This window comes from Amycolatopsis sp. NPDC005232 (genome assembly GCF_040607795.1).
Classification (GTDB): Bacteria; Actinomycetota; Actinomycetes; order Mycobacteriales; family Pseudonocardiaceae; genus Amycolatopsis.
The window spans coordinates 17,935-38,148 of record NZ_JBEXHL010000040.1 but is presented as its reverse complement, the minus strand read 5'-3'; the positions used below and the strand labels follow the sequence as shown (position 1 = coordinate 38,148).

The 20,214-nt window shown below is 69.9% G+C and carries 19 protein-coding genes and 1 tRNA gene; 11 read left to right on the top strand and 9 right to left on the bottom strand.

All coding sequences use genetic code 11. The features are described from left to right. Nucleotides 1-2: 2 nt before the first annotated feature. Together ABZU76_RS43870 and ABZU76_RS43865 are read right to left on the bottom strand one after the other, a co-directional pair. On the bottom strand, nucleotides 3-1,475 hold the full coding sequence (locus tag ABZU76_RS43870) for a M48 family metalloprotease (protein ID WP_354881984.1): 1,473 nt from the start codon (nucleotides 1,473-1,475) through the stop codon (nucleotides 3-5). Between the two features lie 186 nt (nucleotides 1,476-1,661). Beyond that, entirely contained in the window at nucleotides 1,662-3,125 is a 1,464-nt protein-coding gene (locus ABZU76_RS43865) for a M48 family metalloprotease (RefSeq protein WP_354881981.1), read from the bottom strand. Nucleotides 3,126-3,300: 175 nt separating this feature from the next. Between ABZU76_RS43865 and ABZU76_RS43860 the strand changes: the two genes are divergently transcribed. Both ABZU76_RS43860 and ABZU76_RS43855 read left to right on the top strand, forming a co-directional pair. Continuing rightward, nucleotides 3,301-4,491 (top strand): RtcB family protein, encoded by a 1,191-nt coding sequence (locus tag ABZU76_RS43860; protein WP_354881978.1) that lies wholly within the window; start codon nucleotides 3,301-3,303, stop codon nucleotides 4,489-4,491. A gap of 50 nt (nucleotides 4,492-4,541) precedes the next feature. Further along, the gene (locus tag ABZU76_RS43855) at nucleotides 4,542-4,919 is read left to right on the top strand and encodes a hypothetical protein (protein WP_220244904.1); all 378 of its coding nucleotides are present in this window, start codon (nucleotides 4,542-4,544) and stop codon (nucleotides 4,917-4,919) included. Nucleotides 4,920-5,085: 166 nt separating this feature from the next. Here the strand turns inward: ABZU76_RS43855 and ABZU76_RS43850 are convergent, their stop codons facing one another. Continuing rightward, nucleotides 5,086-6,243 carry an MFS transporter gene (locus tag ABZU76_RS43850; protein WP_354882094.1) on the bottom strand — a complete coding sequence of 386 codons (1,158 nt, stop codon included), beginning with the start codon at nucleotides 6,241-6,243 and terminating at the stop codon, nucleotides 5,086-5,088. Between the two features lie 154 nt (nucleotides 6,244-6,397). On the opposite strand from ABZU76_RS43850, the gene ABZU76_RS43845 reads away from it, so the two are divergent. Beyond that, on the top strand, nucleotides 6,398-6,991 hold the full coding sequence (locus ABZU76_RS43845; RefSeq protein WP_354881975.1) for a TetR family transcriptional regulator: 594 nt from the start codon (nucleotides 6,398-6,400) through the stop codon (nucleotides 6,989-6,991). A gap of 490 nt (nucleotides 6,992-7,481) precedes the next feature. Continuing rightward, nucleotides 7,482-8,006: a hypothetical protein gene (locus tag ABZU76_RS43840; protein WP_220244902.1), complete on the top strand. Its 525-nt coding sequence runs from the start codon at nucleotides 7,482-7,484 to the stop codon at nucleotides 8,004-8,006. A gap of 73 nt (nucleotides 8,007-8,079) precedes the next feature. On the opposite strand, the gene ABZU76_RS43835 is transcribed toward ABZU76_RS43840, so the two are convergent. Continuing rightward, entirely contained in the window at nucleotides 8,080-9,141 is a 1,062-nt protein-coding gene (locus tag ABZU76_RS43835) for an alpha/beta hydrolase (RefSeq protein WP_354881972.1), read from the bottom strand. 139 nt (nucleotides 9,142-9,280) lie between these two features. Here ABZU76_RS43835 and ABZU76_RS43830 point away from each other — a divergent pair, with 139 nt between their 5' ends. The 5 genes from ABZU76_RS43830 to ABZU76_RS43810 all read left to right on the top strand — a co-directional run bounded on the left by ABZU76_RS43830 (nucleotide 9,281) and on the right by ABZU76_RS43810 (nucleotide 14,476). Continuing rightward, a complete protein-coding gene (locus ABZU76_RS43830; protein ID WP_354882091.1) occupies nucleotides 9,281-9,817 on the top strand; it encodes an NAD(P)H-dependent oxidoreductase in 537 nt (178 codons plus the stop codon). Between the two features lie 132 nt (nucleotides 9,818-9,949). Next, the gene (locus ABZU76_RS43825) at nucleotides 9,950-10,372 is read left to right on the top strand and encodes an organic hydroperoxide resistance protein (protein WP_354881969.1); all 423 of its coding nucleotides are present in this window, start codon (nucleotides 9,950-9,952) and stop codon (nucleotides 10,370-10,372) included. A gap of 49 nt (nucleotides 10,373-10,421) precedes the next feature. Then, the gene (locus ABZU76_RS43820) at nucleotides 10,422-10,898 is read left to right on the top strand and encodes a DNA starvation/stationary phase protection protein (RefSeq protein ID WP_354881966.1); all 477 of its coding nucleotides are present in this window, start codon (nucleotides 10,422-10,424) and stop codon (nucleotides 10,896-10,898) included. Between the two features lie 641 nt (nucleotides 10,899-11,539). Then, nucleotides 11,540-13,021, top strand: a complete 1,482-nt coding sequence (locus ABZU76_RS43815; RefSeq protein WP_354881963.1) for a hypothetical protein — start codon at nucleotides 11,540-11,542, stop codon at nucleotides 13,019-13,021. Nucleotides 13,022-13,084: 63 nt separating this feature from the next. Continuing rightward, entirely contained in the window at nucleotides 13,085-14,476 is a 1,392-nt protein-coding gene (locus tag ABZU76_RS43810) for a glutamate decarboxylase (RefSeq protein WP_354881960.1), read from the top strand. Between the two features lie 206 nt (nucleotides 14,477-14,682). Here the strand turns inward: ABZU76_RS43810 and ABZU76_RS43805 are convergent, their stop codons facing one another. Beyond that, complete coding sequence (locus tag ABZU76_RS43805) at nucleotides 14,683-15,681, bottom strand: NADH:flavin oxidoreductase/NADH oxidase (protein ID WP_354882088.1); 999 nt, start codon at nucleotides 15,679-15,681, stop codon at nucleotides 14,683-14,685. A 141-nt stretch (nucleotides 15,682-15,822) separates the two neighbouring features. Here ABZU76_RS43805 and ABZU76_RS43800 point away from each other — a divergent pair, with 141 nt between their 5' ends. After that, complete coding sequence (locus ABZU76_RS43800; RefSeq protein ID WP_354881957.1) at nucleotides 15,823-16,449, top strand: TIGR03085 family metal-binding protein; 627 nt, start codon at nucleotides 15,823-15,825, stop codon at nucleotides 16,447-16,449. Nucleotides 16,450-16,460: 11 nt separating this feature from the next. On the opposite strand, the gene ABZU76_RS43795 is transcribed toward ABZU76_RS43800, so the two are convergent. The 3 genes from ABZU76_RS43795 to ABZU76_RS43785 form a co-directional block, all read right to left on the bottom strand. After that, nucleotides 16,461-16,598 carry a hypothetical protein gene (locus tag ABZU76_RS43795; RefSeq protein WP_354881954.1) on the bottom strand — a complete coding sequence of 46 codons (138 nt, stop codon included), beginning with the start codon at nucleotides 16,596-16,598 and terminating at the stop codon, nucleotides 16,461-16,463. Nucleotides 16,599-16,802: 204 nt separating this feature from the next. After that, a complete protein-coding gene (locus ABZU76_RS43790; protein WP_354881951.1) occupies nucleotides 16,803-17,315 on the bottom strand; it encodes a hypothetical protein in 513 nt (170 codons plus the stop codon). Between the two features lie 87 nt (nucleotides 17,316-17,402). Continuing rightward, complete coding sequence (locus tag ABZU76_RS43785) at nucleotides 17,403-19,244, bottom strand: prolyl oligopeptidase family serine peptidase (protein WP_354881948.1); 1,842 nt, start codon at nucleotides 19,242-19,244, stop codon at nucleotides 17,403-17,405. A 40-nt stretch (nucleotides 19,245-19,284) separates the two neighbouring features. Between ABZU76_RS43785 and ABZU76_RS43780 the strand changes: the two genes are divergently transcribed. Continuing rightward, on the top strand, nucleotides 19,285-19,971 hold the full coding sequence (locus ABZU76_RS43780; RefSeq protein ID WP_354881945.1) for a methyltransferase domain-containing protein: 687 nt from the start codon (nucleotides 19,285-19,287) through the stop codon (nucleotides 19,969-19,971). Between the two features lie 156 nt (nucleotides 19,972-20,127). Here the strand turns inward: ABZU76_RS43780 and ABZU76_RS43775 are convergent. Continuing rightward, nucleotides 20,128-20,201: transfer RNA gene (locus ABZU76_RS43775), tRNA-Pro, on the bottom strand. Nucleotides 20,202-20,214 lie beyond the last annotated feature (13 nt).

The window sequence follows — 20,214 nt, the reverse complement described above, 5'->3', positions numbered from 1 at the left end:
TCTCAAGAACGGATCGGGTCGGGTTCGGCCGCGGGCAGCAGCGCCCGCAGACCGGCGGTGTCCCCGGTGACGGCGGCGTCGAGCGCCGGGTCGAGTGCTTTGTCGTACGGCTCGTCGAGCGCCAGCTCGGCCGGCCCGGACCACGAGAGCGTCCAGTGTGCGAGCCCGGCGGTGGCGAGTTCCGAGACGACCACAGTAGACAGTCGCTCGCGGACGGACTGGCCGAGAAGCTCGCGGCGGGCCCGAGCGCCGGCGCCGGTGGGCACCTTCAGGCCGGGGTCGGCCACGTCGTCAAGCCGGCCGGCGTCGAGTGCGTCGAGCAGGTCGTGCGGCGAACGTCCGCGCAGGATCTTCGTGGCGTTCTCGCTGAACTGGTGGCGGGTGGCGGCGTCGACGAGGGTCGGCCAGTCCGTGGGCTTCTTCCGGCGGGCTTCGGTCGACAGGCCCGTGAGCAGGGTGGCGTCGAGAGTCTTGGCCGCCTCGCGCAGGATCTCGGTCGCCGGTCGCTCGCCGCCTTCCGCTACCGGCACGACAGGCGCCGCTTCGAGCAGTGCGATGCGCTCGAGAGTGGGCGGGTGGCTGTCGTACGGGGAGGTCTTGTGCTTCGGGGGATTGCGCCGCACCTTGTCGATCTCCTCGGCGCGACCGCCGTCGGCCAGCAGGTGGAGGTACCCCTCGGCCAGCCGGGCCGGTAGATAGCCTGCCTTCCAGCCCATCGTCGCATAGGTGTTCAGGAAGAACCGCCAGACGACGTCCAGCGCCTCGACCTCGCGCAACGCACTGCTCGCCGCCGCGGTGCCCGCGACCCGGGCGGCCGCGGCGTCGGCGGCGAGCTCGCGGTCGCGGCTCACCCGCATAGACACGGCGAAGTAGAGCTTGGCATAGGCGTGGAACAACTTCCGCAGCATATGGCCGAACCACGTGCTGCCGTTCAGTCCGTTCACGACTCGGCCGATCGTCTGCCTGCCACGGTAAGTCGTGCCGCCGAAGCGGGTGTCGCGGTTGCTGTAGTGCGCGAGTTCGTGGCCCAGCACCGAGCGGAACTGGTCGGTCCGCAGCCCGGCGAACAGTTGCGCACCGATGAACAACCGGCGACGTTTCACCCGCAGGCCGAGCCACCGCGTCTGCTCCTCGACGCTCGCGTTGACCTGCGGCACCAGGTAGATCTCGTCCGGCGGCCGGGTGCCGACGGCGTCGGCGAGCTCGTGGACGAGTGCCCACAGTTCAGGCTGCGCCTCGGGGGTCACCGGCAGGCCGGAGACTTCGTCGTCGCCGGAGCGTTCGATGGTGAAAAGGGCCTGCAGTAGCACGTAAACCACCGGTACGACGATGATCGCGAGCCGCAGCCCGATCGCGGGCCGGTCTTGGAACGCGTAGATCTCCAGCGCCACGAGCGCGGCGATGATCGCCAGCACGAGCACCGGGAACCCGGCCAGCAGGATGACAGCGAGCAATGCTCGCGATGAGTTCTTCATGGAAAAGCGGAATCCTCCCCGAGTGGCGCACCGAGCGCCGGGCTCGATCATCGTGCCCGATATCGCCGGGAACCTCGATTTCGTTTCGCTCACGAAACGACGTTCTCCGGGTTACTCCGGCAAATCGTGCTATTCGGACGGTTCCCGGTTGATCCATTGTGGAGCGGACGCCGTTCGCCTCGGTAATCAAGCAGACGAAACGCGGCCGGGTTCGCTCAGGAGCGAGCGCAGGGCGGCAGTGTCACCGGCCACGGCGGCGTCGATCCCGGGGAAGAGCGTTCCGCTGTACCGCGGGGTCAGCCCGAGCGCGGTCACCTCCGACCACGAGATGGTCCACCGCGCGCCGCCCGCGCCGGCGGCCTGCGACAGGGCCACGAACGACAGCCGGATGCGAGCGGACTCGGTCACGAGCTCCTGGCGAGCCCGCTGGTCCGCGTCGGCCGGAATCGGCAGGTCGGGATCAGCCAGGTCCTCCAACTGCCCGGCATCCAGCGCGTCGAGCACGCCGCTCACCGACCGGCCCCGCAGGACTCGCGCCGCCAGTTCACCGAACTCGTGCCGTGAAGAGACGTCGGCGAGCGTGTCCCAGTCGGTGCGCTGCTTTGTGCGGCCTTCGTCCGACAGTTCGGCGAACCACGCGGTGCCGAGGACCTCTTCGGAGTCGCGGAGGAGCTCGCTCGCCGGCCGGTCCTCAGCCCCAGGCCCCGAGATCACACCGGCCGCTTCGAGCACCCTGATGCGCTCGGCCGTCGGCGGATGGCTGTCGAACGGCGACGGCTTTTCCTCCGGTGGGTCCTGGCACAGCCGCGCTGTTTCGTGGGCGCGGGTTTCGTCGGTCAGCAGCAGCCGGTAGCCCTCGGCCGGCTGGGCGGGCAGGTATCCGGCGTCCCAGCCCATCATCAGGTACTTGCGGACGAAGTCCCGCCACGCGACGTTGAGCGCCTCGATCTCGCGCAGGGCGCCGGTCGCCGCGGCTGTGCCCGCGACCCGCGCGGCCGCGACGTCGGCGGCCAGCTCCTGATCGCGGCTCACCCGCGCCGAGACGGCGAAGTACACCCAGCCGTAGACCTGGAACAGTGGCCGCAGCAGCCGGCTGAACCACGACGCCCCGTCGAGTCCACTCAGGACCCGTAGGATCGCCACCCGGCCGCGGTAGGTCGCGCCGGCAAACCGGGTGTCGCGGTTGCTGTAGTGTGCGAACTCGTGGCCGAGCACGGCCCGCAGCTCGGCCACACGCAGGCCCGCGAACAGCGGGGCACCGATGAAGAGCGTGCGCCCCGTGACGCGCAGCCCGAACCAGCGCGTTCGCTCGAACACCGCCGCGTTCGCCCGGTTCATGATCCGGATCTCGTCGGGCGGCGCGGTCCCGACGGCTTCGGCCAATTCGCGGGCCAGGGCCCACAACTCGGGTTGCGCCTCCGCGGTGACCGGAAGACCCGGGGCGTCGCCTGTGCGGTCGAAGGTGAACAGTGCCCGCAACAGCACGTATGTCGCGGGCGCGGCGAAGACGGCGAACTCCAGCCCGTGGGAAAGCCGGTTGCGGAACGCGAACACCTCCACCACGACGATCCCGGCGACGAGCGCGAGCACCAGCACCGGAAACCCGGCCAGCAGGACGACGGCGGCCAGCGCTCGAAAAGAGTTCTTCATGGACGGACGGTTCCTCCCCCGGGGCGCTTCGGGCGCCTGGCCGGTCATCGTGCCCGATATCGCCGGGAGCCACGGTTTCGTTTCGCCCACGAATCCGCCAGGACGAAAACCCGTGGCGCCACCTCGTCGTCCAGGGGGATGCTTTTCGAAGAATCCCAGCCAGGAAAGGAAAGTCATGTACACGGCGGTAGACGGTGCTCGCGTCCCGATCCGGATGTGGGCCGACCCCACGTCGGTCGAGGAACAAGCCATGCGCCAGCTGCACAACGTCGCCAATCTGCCTTGGGTGCACGGCGTCGCGGTGATGCCCGACGTCCACTACGGCAAGGGCGCCACCGTGGGCAGCGTGATCGCCATGCGTGACGCGGTGTCGCCGGCGGCGGTGGGCGTCGACATCGGGTGCGGGATGAGCGCGGTGCGCACGTCGCTGACCGCGGCGGACCTGCCCGACGACCTCGGCCGGCTGCGGCGGCGGATCGAGTCGGCCGTGCCGGTGGGGTCCGGGCTGCACAAGACGCCCGTGAACCCCGCGAAGGTCCACGGCGTGGGCGGCTGGGACGCGTTCTGGAAGTCGTTCGGCGACCTCCATGAGGGCGTGCAGGACCTGCACGACCGCGCAGCGCGCCAGGTCGGGAGCCTCGGCGGCGGGAACCACTTCATCGAGGTCTGCCTCGAACAGGGCGGCGCCGACGAGGGCCGCGTGTGGCTGATGCTGCACTCGGGTTCGCGCAACATCGGCAAGGAGCTCGCGGAGCGGCACATGGCCGTGGCGCGCAAGCTGCCGCACAACGCGGACCTGCCCGACCGCGACCTGGCCGTGTTCGTCGCGGGCACACCCGAGATGGCGGCCTACCGGCGTGACCTGTTCTGGGCGCAGGACTACGCGGCGCGCAACCGGGCCACGATGGTGGCGCTGGTCAAGCTCGCCGTCGCCGAGGTGATCCCGGGGACGACGTTCGACGACGCGATCAGCTGCCACCACAACTACGTCGCCGAGGAGACCTACGACGGCGTCGACCTGCTCGTGACCCGCAAGGGCGCGATCCGGGCCGGCGCGGGTGACCTCGGGATCATCCCGGGCAGCATGGGCACCGGCTCGTACATCGTGCGCGGGCTCGGGAACACGGCGTCGTTCGAGTCGGCTTCGCACGGCGCGGGGCGGCGGATGTCGCGGACGAAGGCGCGCAAGACCTTCACCGCGGCCGACCTCGCGGCCCAGACCGACGGCGTCGAGTGCCGCAAGGACACCGGCGTGGTCGACGAGATCCCGGCGGCCTACAAGGACATCGACGCGGTGATCGAGGCGCAGACCGACCTCGTGGCGGTCGTGGCGCACCTCAAGCAGGTCGTCTGCGTGAAGGGGTGAAGGTGCTCGCGGGGCCGGTTCCGGCCCCGCGAGCCCGCTACGCTGGATCCATGACGAGGTGGGGAGCGGTGGTCGCGCTGGCGGCCGCCGGAACGTTGCTGGCCGGGTGCGACCAGGTCAACTCGGCGGTGGACACGGCCAACTCGACGGCCGACAAGGTCAGCGCGTGCACGCAGGCGCTGGGGCTGGCGGACCTCAATCCGCTGGTCGACCCCGACAAGCTGAAGGCCCGCGCGCAGGACAAGGAACAACGCCTGCGCGCGCTGGCGGCCGACGTGCAGGAACAGGACGTGAAGAACGCGCTGCTCGGCATGGCGGACTCCTACGTCGAGGTGCAGAAGGAGCACATCCAGGACGCCGGTGTGGTCGCCGCTTGGGCCAAGCGGAACGTCGCAAAGCTCGACGCACTGCGCAAGGCGTGTAGCTGAGCCGGCCGCGCCCGAGCGCCCCCAATGTGGCGTTCGGTGCGCCCAGCGCACCCAATGCGGCGTTCGGTGCGCCCAGCGCACCCAATGCGGCGTTCGGTGCGCCCAGCGCACCCAATGCGGCGTTCGGTGCGTTGGGCGCACCCAATGCCACATTGGGGTGGTCCGGTCAGCGACGTGCCTGCACGGCCGCGGCCATCGCCGGCGCCGTGGCTGTCCGGCGCCGGTGCGTCCACAGCAGGCCCGCCGCGGCCAGGACCAAACCACCGGCACCCGCGGCGACGAAGCCCCACGCCGGGCTCGAGTGGTCGATCGCGAAGCCCACCACGGGGCTTCCCGCGGCCAGCCCGAGCCGCGTCGACGCGTCCTGCAGCCCCATCGCCTCGCCGCGCACGGCCGGGGGCGCGATGGCGCTCACCGTTTCCGTGGTGGCGGCCAGCGTCGGCGCGCAGAGCAGGTTCGTCGGGATCAGCAGGAGCATCAGCAGCCACCACGGCTGGTCCGCCAGCCCTACCGGCAGCACCAGCGCCGCGAGCAGCAGCATCAGCACCCCCTGCGGCAGCGACTTCTTCACGGCGCCGTGCACGATCCCGCCGAGCATCGACGCCGCGCACATCACCGCGATGACCAGGCCGGTCCAGCCGATGTCACCGTGGGAGCGCAGCGCCGCCAGCGTCGCCACCTCCGTACCGACCAGGCAGAACAGGGCGCCCGCGGCCACCAGCAGCGTCGCGAGCAGGCGGCCGGTGAGCCACGACCGCAGCGGCGGCCGCACGGAGCCGACGGGGGCGAGCTCGTCCTCGTTCCGGATGGGCGGGTTGAGCAGGAAGATGAGCAATGCCGTGCCGCCGAAGAGCACGCCGATGCCGCTGAGTGTGAAAGTGGCCGACAGCGACGTGATCGCCGCGATGCCGGCCGCCGGGCCGATCATGAACGACGCCTCGACCAGGATCGTGTCGAGCGAGTAGGCCGCCCGCCGGTGCTCGGCGGGTACGAGCGCCGCCAGGATCTGGCGCGCCAGCGAGCCCGCGGGCACGGACAGGAAACCGGCGGGCAGCGCGCACGCCACCAGCACCGCGTAGGAGAGGTGGGGCGCGGCGACCCAGAAGGCCGTGGACGCGACGCCGCAGACGGCGACCACCGGACGCAGGCCGTAGCGGTCGATCGTGCGCCCGAGCAGCGGCGCGCCGAGTGCCATGCCCAGCGTGGTGGCGGCGCCGACGATGCCGGCCGCGCCGTAGCCGTGGCCCAGGTTGGTGACCACGTACAGGGTGAGCGTGACGCCGGTCATCGTCATGGGCAGGCGCGCGAAGAACATCAGCGCCATCGACGGACGGACTCGGGACAGGGTCAGCACCTGGCGGTACGGCTCGAAGGGCACGTACCTCATGAGAGCAAATCCTGGTACGCGCGTGCAACTTGTTTGGGGGCGATCTTCGTGACAGTTGCTGTCAAACGAGAGCGACCGCGACAATCGCCGCATGACCCCGGCTGAACCGACAGGCCTGCGCGAGCGCAAGAAGGCCCGCACGCGCGAAGCGATCCAGCGGCACGCGCTGCGGCTGTTCCAGGAGCAGGGCTACGCGACGACCACCGTCGAGCAGATCGCGGCGGCCGCGGACATCTCGCCGAGCACGTTCTTCCGTTACTTCCCGACGAAGGAGGCGACGGTCCTCTACGACCGAATCGACCCGCTGCTCGTCGAGGCCGCCCGTCGGCAGCCCGAGGACCTGACGCTGCTCGGGGTCGTCCGCGCGACGCTGCGCGAGGTGTACGACAGCCTGCCGCCCGAGGTGTGGGCCGAGGAGCGGCGCCGGCAGCTGCTCGTGTTCTCCGTGCCGGAGCTGCGCGCGAAGGTGATGGACAACTACGTCTCGGGCATCACGATGCTCGTCGAGCTGGCGGCCGAACGGACCGGTCGTGCCCGCGGCGACTTCGAGGTGCGCAACTGGGCGGGCGCCGTCGTCGGCGTCATCCTCTCCACGGCGCTGACGGCAGCGGCGGATCAGAGCGTCGATTTCGTGGTGCTGCTGGAACGCGCGTTCACGCACCTCGAAGAAGGCCTGCCGCTCTGAATCGGCGCAACTGTTGTTCTTGACGCGAAACAGTTCGCGAATATTTTTGCGCATTCATGTGTTGACCTCGGTGCGCGCAGTTCAGTGCGCATTCGTGCGCTGTTTCCGCTGCTCTCCACGCCGGAGATCTGGCTGTGACCCGGCTACTCCACCTGTGGCGGTGCGTGCGTGGGGGAACCCCGACCGGAGCAGTGGCGACACGCGGTCCGACGGAGTGATGAGGGTAAACGATCACGCAATACACCTGTGTGGGTGAGCGGAAGGGCCATTCGTGGCGGACGGCTACTCCGAGTCTGATTCATGATCGGTCATGATGATCTTCAGGGGGATGGGCAAGCCGTCCACGTTAATCAATTGCGGGCATGTTCCCGAAAGACGGATTCGGCACGTAAGGGTTAGAAAACGTCCCTATCCGGTGATCGGCTGGTGCTGGGTCGACACGGCGGGTATCGATTTACCCGTCAGGTCTCCAGAGGCCAGGAGGTAAGGAATGAAAGGCAAGATTGGGCGGATCATCGCCTTGGTAGCCGCCGGCAGTCTGCTGGCCGTCGGCACCTCGGGGATGGCCTCGGCGAGCCCTGCGGGTGGCAAGGGCTCGTCGTCCACCGAAGCGGTCGGCGCGCAGGTGCTCCAGATGCGAGACGACCTGACGAAGGCCGCGTATGCCGGCAACGTCGGTCTGACGCGTGCCGACCTGGACAAGCTCAGCCCTGTCCTCGGCGACCTCGCCGCGGGCAAGCGCTACACGATCCAGTCGGAGACGCAGCAGCTCTCGTCGGCGGCCAAGGGCCGTGCGGACGAGTCCAGCCGCCTGCTGTCCGACCCGTCGGCGTCGCCGCGTCAGCTCCCGCCGCTGCCGCTCCCGCCGATCCCGGACCTGCCCGGTCCGCTGAAGATCGTGAGCGACCTGCTCAAGGCCCTGCTGGGTGCCGTCACTGGCATCCTGGGCGGACTGCTCGGCTCTCTGCCGGTGCCTCCGCTGCCGGTGCCGCCGTTGCCCGTCCCGGGCGCGTAGCAACCACCCCCGGAACACGGGGTTTTCGGAGCCTGGTGCGGTTCGCCGCACCAGGCTCCGGTGGTTTCCGGGGCTATTTCTCCTTCTGCTGCCGCGCCAACCCCAGCCGCAGCGCGCCGGCCAGCTCGGCCGTTGCCTCGCGGAAACGGGAGCCGACGCCGGTGAAGTTCAGGAACCCGTGGATCAGGTCCGGCTGGCGACTCACCGCGACCGAGACTCCGGCGTCGCGCAGCTTCTCCGCGTACGCCTCGCCCTCGTCGCGCAGCGGGTCGAAGCCCGCGGTCATGATGAACGCCGGCGGCAGTCCACTGTGGTCGGTCGCGACGAGGGGCGACAGGCGCGGGTCGGCCTTGTCGGTGCCGGCCGGGACGTAGTGGTCCTCGAACCAGGTCATCGACTCGTCAGTGAGGAACAGCTTCTCGCCGAAGATCTCGCGCGAGCGGCGGCGCGTCGTGAAGTCCACCGCGGGGTAGATCAGCAGCTGGAACGCCGGCGCCGGGCCGCCGCGCCGGACCGCCGCCAGGGTCAACGCGGCGGAGAGGTTGCCGCCCGCGCTGTCGCCGCCCACGGCGATGCGGTCGGCGTCCGCGCCGAGCTCGGCCGCGTTGGCGTGGGCGTAGTCGAACGCCGCCAGCGCGTCTTCGAACGGAGTCGGGAACGGGTGTTCCGGCGCCATCCGGTACTCGACCGACAGCACGCGAACGCCAGCGTGCTTCGCGAGGTAGCGCGCGGCGTTGTCGTGCGTGGCGCGCGAGCCGACGACCCAGCCTCCGCCGTGGAAGAACACGAGCAGCCCGGACGGTTCGGGCAGCCCCGCAGGCGTGTAGAGGGTGGCGTCGAGCGACGCGTCGCCGGACGGGATCACCACGTCGCGCACGGCCACGGGCTCGATCGTCTTGCCGCTCACCAGGTGGCGGCCGAGCTCCAGCCCGAGCCGCGAGCCCTCGACGGTCTCGCCGACGAGCGCGGTGCCGGTGAGCTGCTGCAACCGCAGCAGGAGCTGCGCGTCGAGGGCGAGTTCCTGCCCGTCGCGCCGCAGCGGCGGGCCGGCGATGAGCCGCCGGACGGGCCGGGGCAGCCAGAAGACCAGCTGCGCGGCGGCGGCCTGGGCGCGGACCTGGAGCGGGATCGCCATCGTTCCTCCTCGGCTGTGGACCCCGACGTTACTTGCCAGTAGATAGTGGGTCCAGCTGTGATCGAGAACTCCGTCCCAAATCCTGGTCCTCCACTTAAGTCGAGGGGTTAGCCTCGGGGACGTGACTTCAGCCAAAACGGTGCTCGGGATCGGTGGTTCGCTGCGCGACGGCTCGCAGTCCGAGCGCGCACTGCGGATCGCCCTCGATTCGGCTGCCGAGCTGGGGGTGGAGACGGAGTTGATCCCCGGGCCCGAGCTCGTGCTGCCGTTCTACGACACGGGCGAGCGCGACGACCGCGCGAGGCGGCTGATCGAGAGCATCCGCCGCGCCGACGGCCTGATCGTGGTCTCGCCCGGCTACCACGGCGCGCTGTCCGGGCTCGTCAAGAACGCCCTGGACTACGTCGAGGACCTGCGCGAAGACACCCGCCCCTACCTCGACGGCCGCCCGGTCGGCCTCGCCGCCGTCGCCTTCGGGTGGCAGGCCGCCGTCACCACGCTCGACCAGCTGCGCACGATCACGCACGCGCTGCGCGGCTGGCCCACGCCGCTGGGTGGTTCGATCAACTCCGCCGAGACCAAGTTCGACGAGTCCGGCGGCGCGTCCGACGACAAGAGCGTGCGCACGCTGCGCCTGATCGGCCGCCAGGTGGCCGAGTTCACCCTGTCGCGCTGAGGTTTCATCCGCCGGACGCCGGGTATTCCCCGGCGTGATGCCTGCCATGCGGTGGCAAGGTTCCGCTGATGCGCAACGTTGTTGTCGATGAGACGCTGAGCGAGGCGTCCCGACGAGGAGGTAGGCGAAAGAATGGCTGACGCGATCTACACCGCGGCCGCGACCGCGCGAGGCGAGGGCCGCAACGGCGAGGTGACCTCGTCCGACGGGGTCATCGACGAGTCGCTGGCAGTGCCGAAGGAAATGGGCGGCCCGGGCGGTGACAAGACCAACCCCGAGCAGCTGTTCGCCGCCGGCTATTCCGCGTGCTTCCACAGCGCTCTGCAGGCCGTGGCGCGCGCGGGGAAGGTGCAGCTGCCGGAGTCGACGGTGACCGCCGAAGTCAGCCTGTACAAGCAGGAAGTGGGCTTCAAGCTGGGCGTCGTGCTGAACGTCGCGTTGCCCGGTATGGACAAGGCCCAGGCCGATGAGCTCGTGGCGCAGGCGCACCAGGTGTGCCCGTACTCGAACGCGACCCGGGACAACATCGAGGTCGCGCTCACCACCACGGTCTGACGCGTTCGGCGCCTGCTTCCGCAACCACGACACAGGAAGGAAACCCCCGATGGTCAACTCTCCCATCAAGAGCCCGCTCAGTGACGCCGACAAGGAGATCACGGGCAACGCCCTGCAAGCGACGCTCGTCGACCTCGTGGACCTTTCGCTGATCGCGAAGCAGGCCCACTGGAACGTCGTGGGCAAGAACTTCCGCAGCGCCCACCTGCAGCTCGACGAGCTCGTCGCGACTGCCCGCCAGTACACCGACGAGGTCGCCGAGCGCGCCAACGCCATCGGCATCTCGCCCAACGGCAAGGCGAAGACCGTCGTCGAGAGCTCGGGCGCCCCTGGCTACCCCGACAACTGGCAGTCGGTGGAAACCACGGTCGCCGCCATCGTCGACATCCTGGCGACGCTCATCCAGCGCCTCCGCAAGCGCATCGACGAGACAGACAAGAGCGACCTGGTCACGCAGGACCTGCTGATCGAAATCACGCGCGCCTTGGAAGAGGCGCACTGGATGTGGCAGGCGCAGCAGGCCTGACGGATCTTGGCCGCACGGGCCGCTCACCCTTCTGGGTGGGCGGCCTTTTTTCGTGGAGACGGCGCGCGTTACGTGCTTCGCGGCGCGCACCCATGGGTCGGCCCGCCGTCAGATGGCGGCACCGGGTGGGCACCAGCCGACCAGCCTGTCCATCAGGTCGAGCAAATGGTCTTCAGCCGGGTCTTCTTCGTCGCCCGCGCTTTGTTGGATCTCGTCCTGTGCTGCGTAGCAGGCGCGCAGGACGTCTTCGCGGTCGGTGCCGGCGGCGACTGCCGCCGTGGCGATTTCTGTGAGCCGCGAGTCGTCGCACGCTGCGCGTACAAGAGTGGCGGCGGGCTGCCGCCAGGAGAGCTGCGGTCATCTCGGGGTCCGGGTGTGGAGCGTCTTCACTCGGCGCCTTGTCGGGTGGCTCGATGTCGTGCACCGGCCGATTCTGGCGGGTTCCCTCGTGGCCTGCGCCTTGTTTTCCGGCCGGAACGTGGCGCCCGTTGTGCGCTTCGCGGCGCGCGCATCGCTTCGCGCCGTAAACGCACGGTAGCCGCGATGGCACGAACGGCCCGTTCGTGTCATTTCGGCGCGAGGGGACCGTTCGCGCCGTCCGGCACGGGCTTTTCCGCCCGCTTCCGTGTTCACTTGAGGACATGCCCGCTCTCCACCCGCCGCTGGATCGGCAGCAACTCGGTCATCTCAGGCACTTCGACAACCTCTCCCGCCAGTTCCGCAACGACTGGTCCTTCATGCAGGGCAAGGGAACCGGCCAAGACGACTTCGGTGGCTACCGCTTCCAGCTCGCGTACATGGCGTACGCGCTGGCCCTGACGCACCGGCACCGGCTGCCCGCCGCGCCGGGGTTGTTCCGGCCGACGCTGCGGCGGCTCGTCGAGAAGATCCTGCTGCCCGAGGTGTGGCTGTACTGGCGCGACGTCAGCCGCGGCGGGGCGGTGGTCAACGCGCATCTCGGGGATCTCAAAGAGGAGTGGGATCCCGTGGTACGCGACAACATCATGTACAGCGCGTACGTGCAGTCGATGGCGCTGCTGCACGACTACCTCTTCGCCGCTGACGAGTTCGCGGCGCCGGGGTCGCTGACGTTCCAGCACTGGTCGTACTTCTGGGGTGGCGAGGAGAAGCGGTTCCCGTACGACCGCGAGTCGCTCAACGACCACATTTACTGGCAGATGGTGGAAAACGGCTACCTGGGCGTGGCGTGCGAGCCCAACTGCGTGTTCCAGATCTGCAACCAGCCCGCCATCCTCGGCTTCCGCCTCCACGACCTGATCACCGGCGGCAATCGCGCCGAAGAGGTCGTGGCCGGCTACGAACGCGCGTGGGCCGACTTCGGCCGGCTCGACGAATCGGGCCACTACAACATGATGATCACCGCCGACTCCAAGCGCGTGCGGCCGAACGAAGCGCCGTCGCCGTGGGTGGACGCGTGGTGCGGCGCGCTGATGAACATGTGGAATCGCGATTTCGTCCACGACGGTTACCCGGAGCAGGTCAAGCGGTTCCTCGTCGAGGGGCCGGGCGGCACCCTGTCCGTCCGCTCGGCGCCGGCGCGGGAAGTGATGGGCCAGCCCGTCATCACGGACACGTGCGACTTCGGCTGGGTGGCGGCGTGGGCGTCGGAGATGGGTGACGCCACCACGCTCGAGAGCCTGCTCGCGCACGCCGACCGCTTCATGAACCCGACCTGGCGTGAAGGCGGTCTGTACTACCCGCGCAACGACACCCCGGCCGACGCCGACGGCAACCGCACCGACATCGAGCCGATGAGCGGCAACGTCCTGCTCGGCTACGCCCGCCTCAACACCCCCGACGGCCTGTGGGGTCTCTACACCAATCCGTGGCCGGCGAGCCATTTCGAGGAACCGGCTCTGACCGTCGTCGATCGCGACGTCGAGGTCAGCCAGGCGGAGGTCGTCGACGGCGTGCTGCGAGCCCGGCTGCGGCGCACGCCGGACGTGCCGGGTGAGGGGACCGTGACGATCGGCCGTATCCCCGGGGCATTCAGGGCCCGGCTCGACGGGGTTGAACTTTCAATGCTGGACCGGACCGAATCCGGCCTGGTCTTCCGGTGCGGCCCCGAAGCGCAGGTGCTGGAGGTGGAGCCGCTGGGCTGACGGGCCGCCCGGCCGGGTGTCGTGTGCTGTCGCGGGCGGGGGTGCGGCAGTACGGTCGCAAGCATGGTGCTGCACAGCGGGGAACAGAACGGATCGAACCGTCAATCGGGCACGAACCCCATGTACGCAGGGGCGAATCCCGCCCTGGCGGCCGACTTCGTGATGCCGCACAACAAGCTTCGCGACACATCGCTGCCGCCTGACTCTGCGTTGCAGCTCGTGCGCGACGAGCTGATGCTCGACGGCAACGCGCGGCTCAACCTGGCCACGTTCGTCACCACGTGGATGGAGCCGCAGGCCCGCGACCTGATGGCCGAGTGCGTCGACAAGAACATGATCGACAAGGACGAGTACCCGCAGACGGCCGAGCTCGAGCGGCGCTGCGTGAACATCCTCGCCGACCTGTGGCACGCACCCGACCCCACGGACATCATGGGCTGCTCGACCACGGGCTCGTCCGAGGCGTGCATGCTCGCCGGGATGGCGCTGAAGCGGCGCTGGACGAAGCTCGGCCGCACTGGGAAGCCCAACCTCGTGATGGGCGTGAACGTGCAGGTGTGCTGGGACAAGTTCTGCGAGTACTGGGAGGTCGAGCCGCGCCTGGTGCCCATGGACGGCGACCGCCTGCACCTGTCCGCCGAGGAGGCGGTGAAGCGCTGCGACGAGAACACCATCGGCGTCGTCGCGATCCTCGGGTCCACTTTCGACGGTAGCTACGAGCCCGTCGCGGAGATCGCCGCCGCGCTCGACGACCTGCAGGCCCGCACCGGCTGGGACATCCCCGTCCACGTCGACGGCGCGTCGGGCGCGATGATCGCGCCGTTCCTCGACGAGGACCTGGAATGGGACTTCCGCCTGCCGCGCGTCGCGTCAATCAACACCTCGGGCCACAAGTACGGCCTGGTGTATCCCGGCGTCGGCTGGGTCGTGTGGCGCAACCGCGAGGCGCTGCCGGAGGAGCTGGTCTTCAACGTCAACTACCTCGGCGGCGACATGCCCACGTTCGCGCTGAACTTCTCCCGCCCCGGCGCCGAAGTAGCGGCGCAGTACTACACGTTCGTCCGCCTCGGTCGTGAAGGCTTCCGCGCCGTGCAGCAGGCCTCGCGCGACGTCGCCCTCCACCTGTCCGACGCGATCGCCGGCCTGGGCCCGTTCCAGCTGCTGACCCGGGGTGACCAGCTCCCGGTCTTCGCCTTCACGACGAAGCCCGAAGTCACCAACTACGACGTCTTCGACGTGTCCCGCAGACTCCGCGAACGCGGCTGGCTCGTCCCGGCCTACACCTTCCCGGAGAAGCGCACCGACCTGGCGGCGCTGCGCATCGTCGTCCGCAACGGCTTCACCCACGACCTGGCCGACCTCTTGATGGACGACCTCCGCCGGACCCTGCCCGAGCTGGAACGCCAAACCGAACCCCAGCACGACGCGGCCACCTCGACGGCCTTCCACCACTGACGCCCGCCGGCTGGGCTTCGGAGCCGTCCGAAGCCCAGCCGCTCAGCTCCTCGCGGACGCTCAAGCCCGCCCCTTCTGGCCGGCGGGCCGGGCCACGGCGCGGAAATCGCTCAACGCGGCGAGGTTCCGGCGGGCCGCGCTCAAATCGCGACTGCGGCCCGCGTCGGACGATGGACCTCGCGTCGGTCAGGCGTTCACGAGCCGGGTCAGCGGCGCGGCTTCGCCCGCAGGTACTGGTCCGCCCACTTCACCTCGGCGCCCAGCGCGTGCGCCGCGCGTTGCGGCCAGTGCGGGTCACGCAGAAGGGCGCGTGCGAGGAACACCGCGTCGGCCGAGCCGGTGGCGACGATTTGTTCCGCTTGTTCCGGTTCGGTGATCATGCCGACGGCGCCGGTGGGCACGGCGGTCTCGCGGCGGATGCGTTCGGCGAAGGGCACCTGGTAACCCGGGCCGACGGGGATGCGGGGGTGGGGCACGTTGCCGCCGGAGGAGACGTCGACGAGGTCGGTGCCGCGGTCGGCCAAGAGCTTCACGAGGTGCACGGAGTCGTCGGGGGACCAGCCGCCGTCGGCCCAGTCGCTGGCGGAGATGCGGGCGAACAGGGGCACGTCGGGGCCGATCTCCTCGCGCACGGCCTCGGTGATCTCGAGCGCGAGGCGGGTGCGGCCCTCGAAGTCGCCGCCGTAGCGGTCGGTGCGGGAGTTGGACAGCGGCGAGAGGAACTGGTGGCCGAGGTAGCCGTGCGCGAGGTGCAGCTCGAGGACGTCGAAGCCGGCGGTGAGAGCGCGACGGGCGCCGGCGGCGAAGTCGGCCGGGATGCGCGTGACCTCGTCGGTGGTCAGCGGACGGGCGGGGGCGTAGTCGCCGAAGGGCTGGTCGTCGGCACCGACGCTCTGCCAGCCGCCGTCGGACGCGGGCACGCTGCCGGTGCCCTCCCACGGCCGTCGCGTGGACGCCTTGCGCCCGGCGTGCCCGAGCTGCATGCCGATCGCCGTGCCGCGCGCGTGCACGAAGTCGGTGATCCGGCGCCAGGCGGCGACCTGCTCGTCGTTCCAGATGCCCGTGTCTTGCGGGCTGATCCGGCCTTCCGGGGTGACGGCGCTGGCTTCGGTGAGAATGAGCCCGGCGCCGCCGACGGCGAACTGTCCCAGGTGGACGAGGTGCCAGTCGTCGGGCACACCGTCGGTTGCGGAGTACTGGCACATGGGCGAGACCCACGCGCGGTTCGGCAGCGTCAGGCCCCGCAGAGACAGGGGTTCGAAGAGTCGGCTCACGATTCGATGAAACACCCAGTGGTGGTCGTCTCGTCCCGGCGCGGGGGTGTACTCGCGAGTAATGTCGGAGGCATGGGTCTTGCCGCAGACGAACGCCAGGCGTTGAGCACACTCTTCGAAGAGGTCGGCCCCGACGCCCCGACGCTGTGCGAAGGCTGGGCGACGCGCGATCTCGCGGCCCACCTCATCGTGCGCGAACACCGCCTCGACGCGTCGCCGGGCATCATGGTGCCCGCGCTCGCCGGCTACACCAAGCGCGTGCAGGACGGCTACGCGGCCAAGCCGTGGCCCGCCCTCGTCGACCAGGTCCGCCGCGGCCCGGCCTGGTACTGGCCCATGGCCATCGGCTCCCTGAACGAGCTCACCAACGGCGCCGAGTTCCTCGTCCACCACGAAGACGTCCGCCGTGCCCAGCCCGGCTGGGAACCCCGCCCGGCCGACCCGTCTCGCGACGAGGCCGCCTGGCGCCTCGCGCGCCAGTCCGCGAAGCTCAACCTGCGCAAGGCCCCCGTCGGCGTCGTGCTGCGCCACACCGATGGGCGCTCCGCCCAGGTCAAGTCCGGCGACCCCGTCGTGACCGTCACGGGCGACCCCGTGGACCTCCTGCTGTTCGTCTTCGGCCGCGACGCCGTCCACCTCAGCTACGACGGTGACCCTGCGGCGGTGGACCGGCTGCAGGCGTTGAGCCGCGGCATGTGACTTTCGGTCGCTCAGCCGTCGAGGTGGCGGGTGTCGCCGAGGCCGACGAGCTGGTGGCCGTGGAAGTAGTCGTCTTCGCACAACGTGGTGATGCTGCCTGAGGACGCCCGGAAGTTAACCCACCCTCCCGGGGGCCGCCCATGATCCATTTTACCGGGGTGGGGCGACAAAACCTGCTGCTCAGGCAGGTTGTCCACAGGTCGCCACAGTTGTGGACAACTCGCGCAACCGCGCGTGCGAGGCGGGCTGACCGTACGCGCGCGACACCTTCGCCCGTGGCCAATCCGCGCAGCTCAGCGGAGTTCTCCGGCAGCCGATCATGAAGCCGGACGGCGGAGTCAAGAACAAAATACCTACCCAGCACGTAGCCCCGAAGGCCACCGAAACTCCAACGGCTCCGGCCGACGGCTCCACACCTCAACCAGCTCCGCCAACAACTCCACCGCCTCACGGATATCGGCATCACCAAAGGGATACGGCTCCGCCCGAATGACACCCCAAGCCTCCCGCGCGGCGGCAAAAGGCGGGCGCCGGCGATGTTCCACCGCGTGATGCAGGACGCCGACCAGGCTCTCGGCCACCGCAATGGATCCCGAAGCCGCCTTCAGTACCCGGCGGCTGCGCTCCCGGGCGTCGTGGCGTGGTTTCCCCTGTAACACACTCATATTGTCGAACACGCCGCCCGCCGCGATGCAGCCGAAGATGCCGCCAGGCAAACCCAGCGAGCGTTCCACGGCGGCGTGCGCGAGGTCATGCGGGACGAGAAACTTGCGCGAATACGACGGCAACCCGAGCACAACCCCGTCTTCGCGGGTGATGCGCGTGAAGGTCTCACCGCGGGGGTCGTGCTCGAACACCAGGTCCACAGGCCGAAGCATCAACCCCGGAAAGCCCGGAACCAAGCGAATTTCCCTGGCCGGAGCCCGCGGAAGGGGCTCCGGCCAGGGGCAAAATCACCGCAAAGCGCGCAAAGCGAAATCCACCTCGATCGACGTCTGCTTGATCGTCTCGGCGATCACCAGTGAGCCGTGGCCGGCGTCGTAGCGGTAGAACTCGTGGGGCGCGTCGCGGGCGCCCAGGCGGTCGAGGTAGTTCTCGATCTGGCGGATGGGGCAGCGCGGGTCGTTGTCGCCCGCGAGGATCAGCACGGGGGCGGCGACGGCGTTCACGTAGGTAATCGGCGAGCATTCCTTGTACACCGCGGGCACATCGTCGGGTGCGCCGCCGAACAGCGCGCGATCGAAAGAGCGCAACTGCTCCATCTCGTCCTCGTACGCGGCGACGTAGTCGGCCACCGGCACGCCCGCGACGCCCGCCGCCCAGCGCGTGGGCTGGGTGCCGAGCGCGAGCAGGGACAGGTAGCCGCCCCAGGAGGCGCCGTTGACGACGCACTTGTCCTTGTCGGACAGTCCACTTTCGACAGCCCAGTCGTGCACCGCCGCGACGTCTTCGAGCTCCGTCAGGCCCGGCCGGCCCTCGATGGCGTCGCGCCACGCGGAGCCGTAGCCGGTGGAGCCGCGGTAGTTGACCTCGACCACGGCGAAGCCGGCGTCGAGCCACGTGGCGCGGTAGGCGGAGAAGCGGTCCTCGTCGGCGGCGTGCGGGCCGCCGTGCAGGGAGAACACCGTGGGCAACGGGCCGTCGGGTGCGCCGGCGGGACGCGACACCAGCGCGTGGATCTGCCCGCCGACGCCCTCCACGAACGCGTCGGTCACGGGCGACGAACCGGGCGCCTGGTCACCCGGCGGCGCCAGCAGCACGGCGTCGGTGCCGTCGGTCGCGCGGCTGCGCACCGCCGTCGGCTCCGCGGCGCTGGACCACGAGTACTCGATGCTGCCGTCGGGCCGCACACCCGCGCCGCCGATCCGGCCGGCCGGGGTGTCCACAGAGGACAGCGAACCGTCGTCGAGGTCGAATCGGTAAAGCGAGCTGCGGCCCTGGTGGAAGTGCACCACCAGCAGCGCGCGGGCGTCGGGGTACCAGTCGGCGATGACCTCGCCGGGCAGGTCGATCTTGAGCTCCGTCTCGGTGTTCGCGCGGACGTCCCAGATCAGCAGTTCCTCGCGGCCGCGCCGCTCGTGCAGCACGAGCAGCCGCTGGTCGCCGGGCAGCGGCGAGAACTCCAGCGCCGAGAGGCCCTTGCCCTCGCCGTCGTACTTGTCCGCGACGGTGGTGAAGCCGTCGGTCGCCAGCACGCGCAGCGCGGGGTGGCGTGAGTCGCCGTGTTCGGAATGTGAGATCGCCACCAAGCTCTCGTCACGAGAGAGCGACGCGATGCCGGCGTCGTCCGGGTGGCTGTAGAAACGCTCGGTCTTGTCGCCGATCTTCGCGAACAGCGCGCTGCCGTCGTCGGTCGAGACGCCGACCGCGATCACGCGCGAGCCGAGCTCGAGGCCGGCGGGGTAGCCGTCGTGGATCTCGGGCAGCGGTTTGGTTGCGGCCGAGCTGTCGCCGTCGAACGGCTGGCTCACCCAGGAGCCGAACTCGTCGCCGTCGGTGTCGTCGAACCACCAGACGGCCGAGCCGTCGGGGGCGGGGGTGGCGTGCAGGGTGCCGTTGGGCCGGTCGGTGACGCGGCGGTGACTGTCGGTGGCGCGATCCCACGCGTAGACCTCCCAGACGCCGCTGGCGTTGGAGACGTACACGTTGGCGTCGGGGGCGTCGCGGGCCCATTCGGGCACGGAGATGCGGGCCGAGTGGAAGCGGGCTCGCCAGCGGGACTCGGCGTCGGCGTCGGCGAACAGGCGGTCGGGGACCACCGCGGGCGGATATTTGTTGCCTGACTGCGTGCTCACCCCTCGATCCTGCCACCCTGGTGGCCGTACTGTGTGCCGGGTGCTGGAGGGATACACGCGGGACGCGGCGTCGAGGAGTGCGGCACGCACGGCGGTGGAGCGGGCAGCGTTCGCGCAGGCGCTCTTCACGCCGGGCATGCGGGTGGTCGACCTGGGCTGCGGGCACGGCACGATCACGCTGGGCTTCGGGAGCGGCCAGTCCACAGTGGACTACGTCGTGACCGACCCGCTCGACCTGCCGTTCCCCACGTCGTCCGCCGACGTCGCCTTCTCCCACGCCCTGCTGGAACGCCTGCCTGACCCGACGGGGGTGCTCGCGGAGCTGCATCGGGTCCTGCGTCCCGGCGGCCGGCTCGCGCTGTCCACTTCGGACTGGAGCCGCGCGCGGCTGCGCCCCAAGACGGCCAACGTCGACGCGGCGCTGCGTGGTTACTACCTTTTGCTGCGCCGCTCAGGTGCCAACCCGTTCGCCGGTCGGACCATTGCCGAGCAGGTGTCCGACAGCGGCTTCATCGAGGTCGTCACGCGGACCCGGCACCGCTCCGACCTGGTCTACCGCGATCTGGCGACGTTCGTCGAGCAGGCACTGGCCAAGGCTCTCGCGGATCTCGACCACCCGGACCGCGACCAGCTCACGTCCGCCGCGCGTTCGGCCTACTCCTGGACGCGCACCGCCGGCCCCGGTGACTTCCTCCAGTGCTGGACGGAACTCACGGCCACGAAATGACCCACCGCCTTCGGAACCGGCCGTCCTGAGGTCACCCCGCGCCGTCGGGGGTCCAGGGGCGGAGCCTCCCTGGCGGGGGTCTGGGGGTTCGATCCCCAGAGAACACACGCAAAACGAAGGAAGGCCCCCGTCGCGAGACGAGGGCCTTCCTTAACGTCGGGGTGGCGGGATTCGAACCCACGACCTCCTCGACCCGAACGAGGCACGCTACCAAGCTGCGCCACACCCCGAGGTACTGCTTAA

What these genes read in the sequence shown, in the direction of transcription:
- ABZU76_RS43870 (WP_354881984.1), bottom strand. Translation starts at nt 1,475, where the DNA reads ATGAAGAACTCATCGCGAGCATTGCTCGCTGTCATCCTGCTGGCCGGG.
- ABZU76_RS43865 (WP_354881981.1), bottom strand. Translation starts at nt 3,125, where the DNA reads ATGAAGAACTCTTTTCGAGCGCTGGCCGCCGTCGTCCTGCTGGCCGGG.
- ABZU76_RS43860 (WP_354881978.1), top strand. Translation starts at nt 3,301, where the DNA reads ATGTACACGGCGGTAGACGGTGCTCGCGTCCCGATCCGGATGTGGGCC.
- ABZU76_RS43855 (WP_220244904.1), top strand. Translation starts at nt 4,542, where the DNA reads ATGACGAGGTGGGGAGCGGTGGTCGCGCTGGCGGCCGCCGGAACGTTG.
- ABZU76_RS43850 (WP_354882094.1), bottom strand. Translation starts at nt 6,243, where the DNA reads ATGGCGCTGATGTTCTTCGCGCGCCTGCCCATGACGATGACCGGCGTC.
- ABZU76_RS43845 (WP_354881975.1), top strand. Translation starts at nt 6,398, where the DNA reads ATGACCCCGGCTGAACCGACAGGCCTGCGCGAGCGCAAGAAGGCCCGC.
- ABZU76_RS43840 (WP_220244902.1), top strand. Translation starts at nt 7,482, where the DNA reads ATGAAAGGCAAGATTGGGCGGATCATCGCCTTGGTAGCCGCCGGCAGT.
- ABZU76_RS43835 (WP_354881972.1), bottom strand. Translation starts at nt 9,141, where the DNA reads ATGGCGATCCCGCTCCAGGTCCGCGCCCAGGCCGCCGCCGCGCAGCTG.
- ABZU76_RS43825 (WP_354881969.1), top strand. Translation starts at nt 9,950, where the DNA reads ATGGCTGACGCGATCTACACCGCGGCCGCGACCGCGCGAGGCGAGGGC.
- ABZU76_RS43820 (WP_354881966.1), top strand. Translation starts at nt 10,422, where the DNA reads ATGGTCAACTCTCCCATCAAGAGCCCGCTCAGTGACGCCGACAAGGAG.
- ABZU76_RS43815 (WP_354881963.1), top strand. Translation starts at nt 11,540, where the DNA reads ATGCCCGCTCTCCACCCGCCGCTGGATCGGCAGCAACTCGGTCATCTC.
- ABZU76_RS43810 (WP_354881960.1), top strand. Translation starts at nt 13,085, where the DNA reads ATGGTGCTGCACAGCGGGGAACAGAACGGATCGAACCGTCAATCGGGC.
- ABZU76_RS43805 (WP_354882088.1), bottom strand. Translation starts at nt 15,681, where the DNA reads ATGTGCCAGTACTCCGCAACCGACGGTGTGCCCGACGACTGGCACCTC.
- ABZU76_RS43800 (WP_354881957.1), top strand. Translation starts at nt 15,823, where the DNA reads ATGGGTCTTGCCGCAGACGAACGCCAGGCGTTGAGCACACTCTTCGAA.
- ABZU76_RS43795 (WP_354881954.1), bottom strand. Translation starts at nt 16,598, where the DNA reads ATGGATCATGGGCGGCCCCCGGGAGGGTGGGTTAACTTCCGGGCGTCC.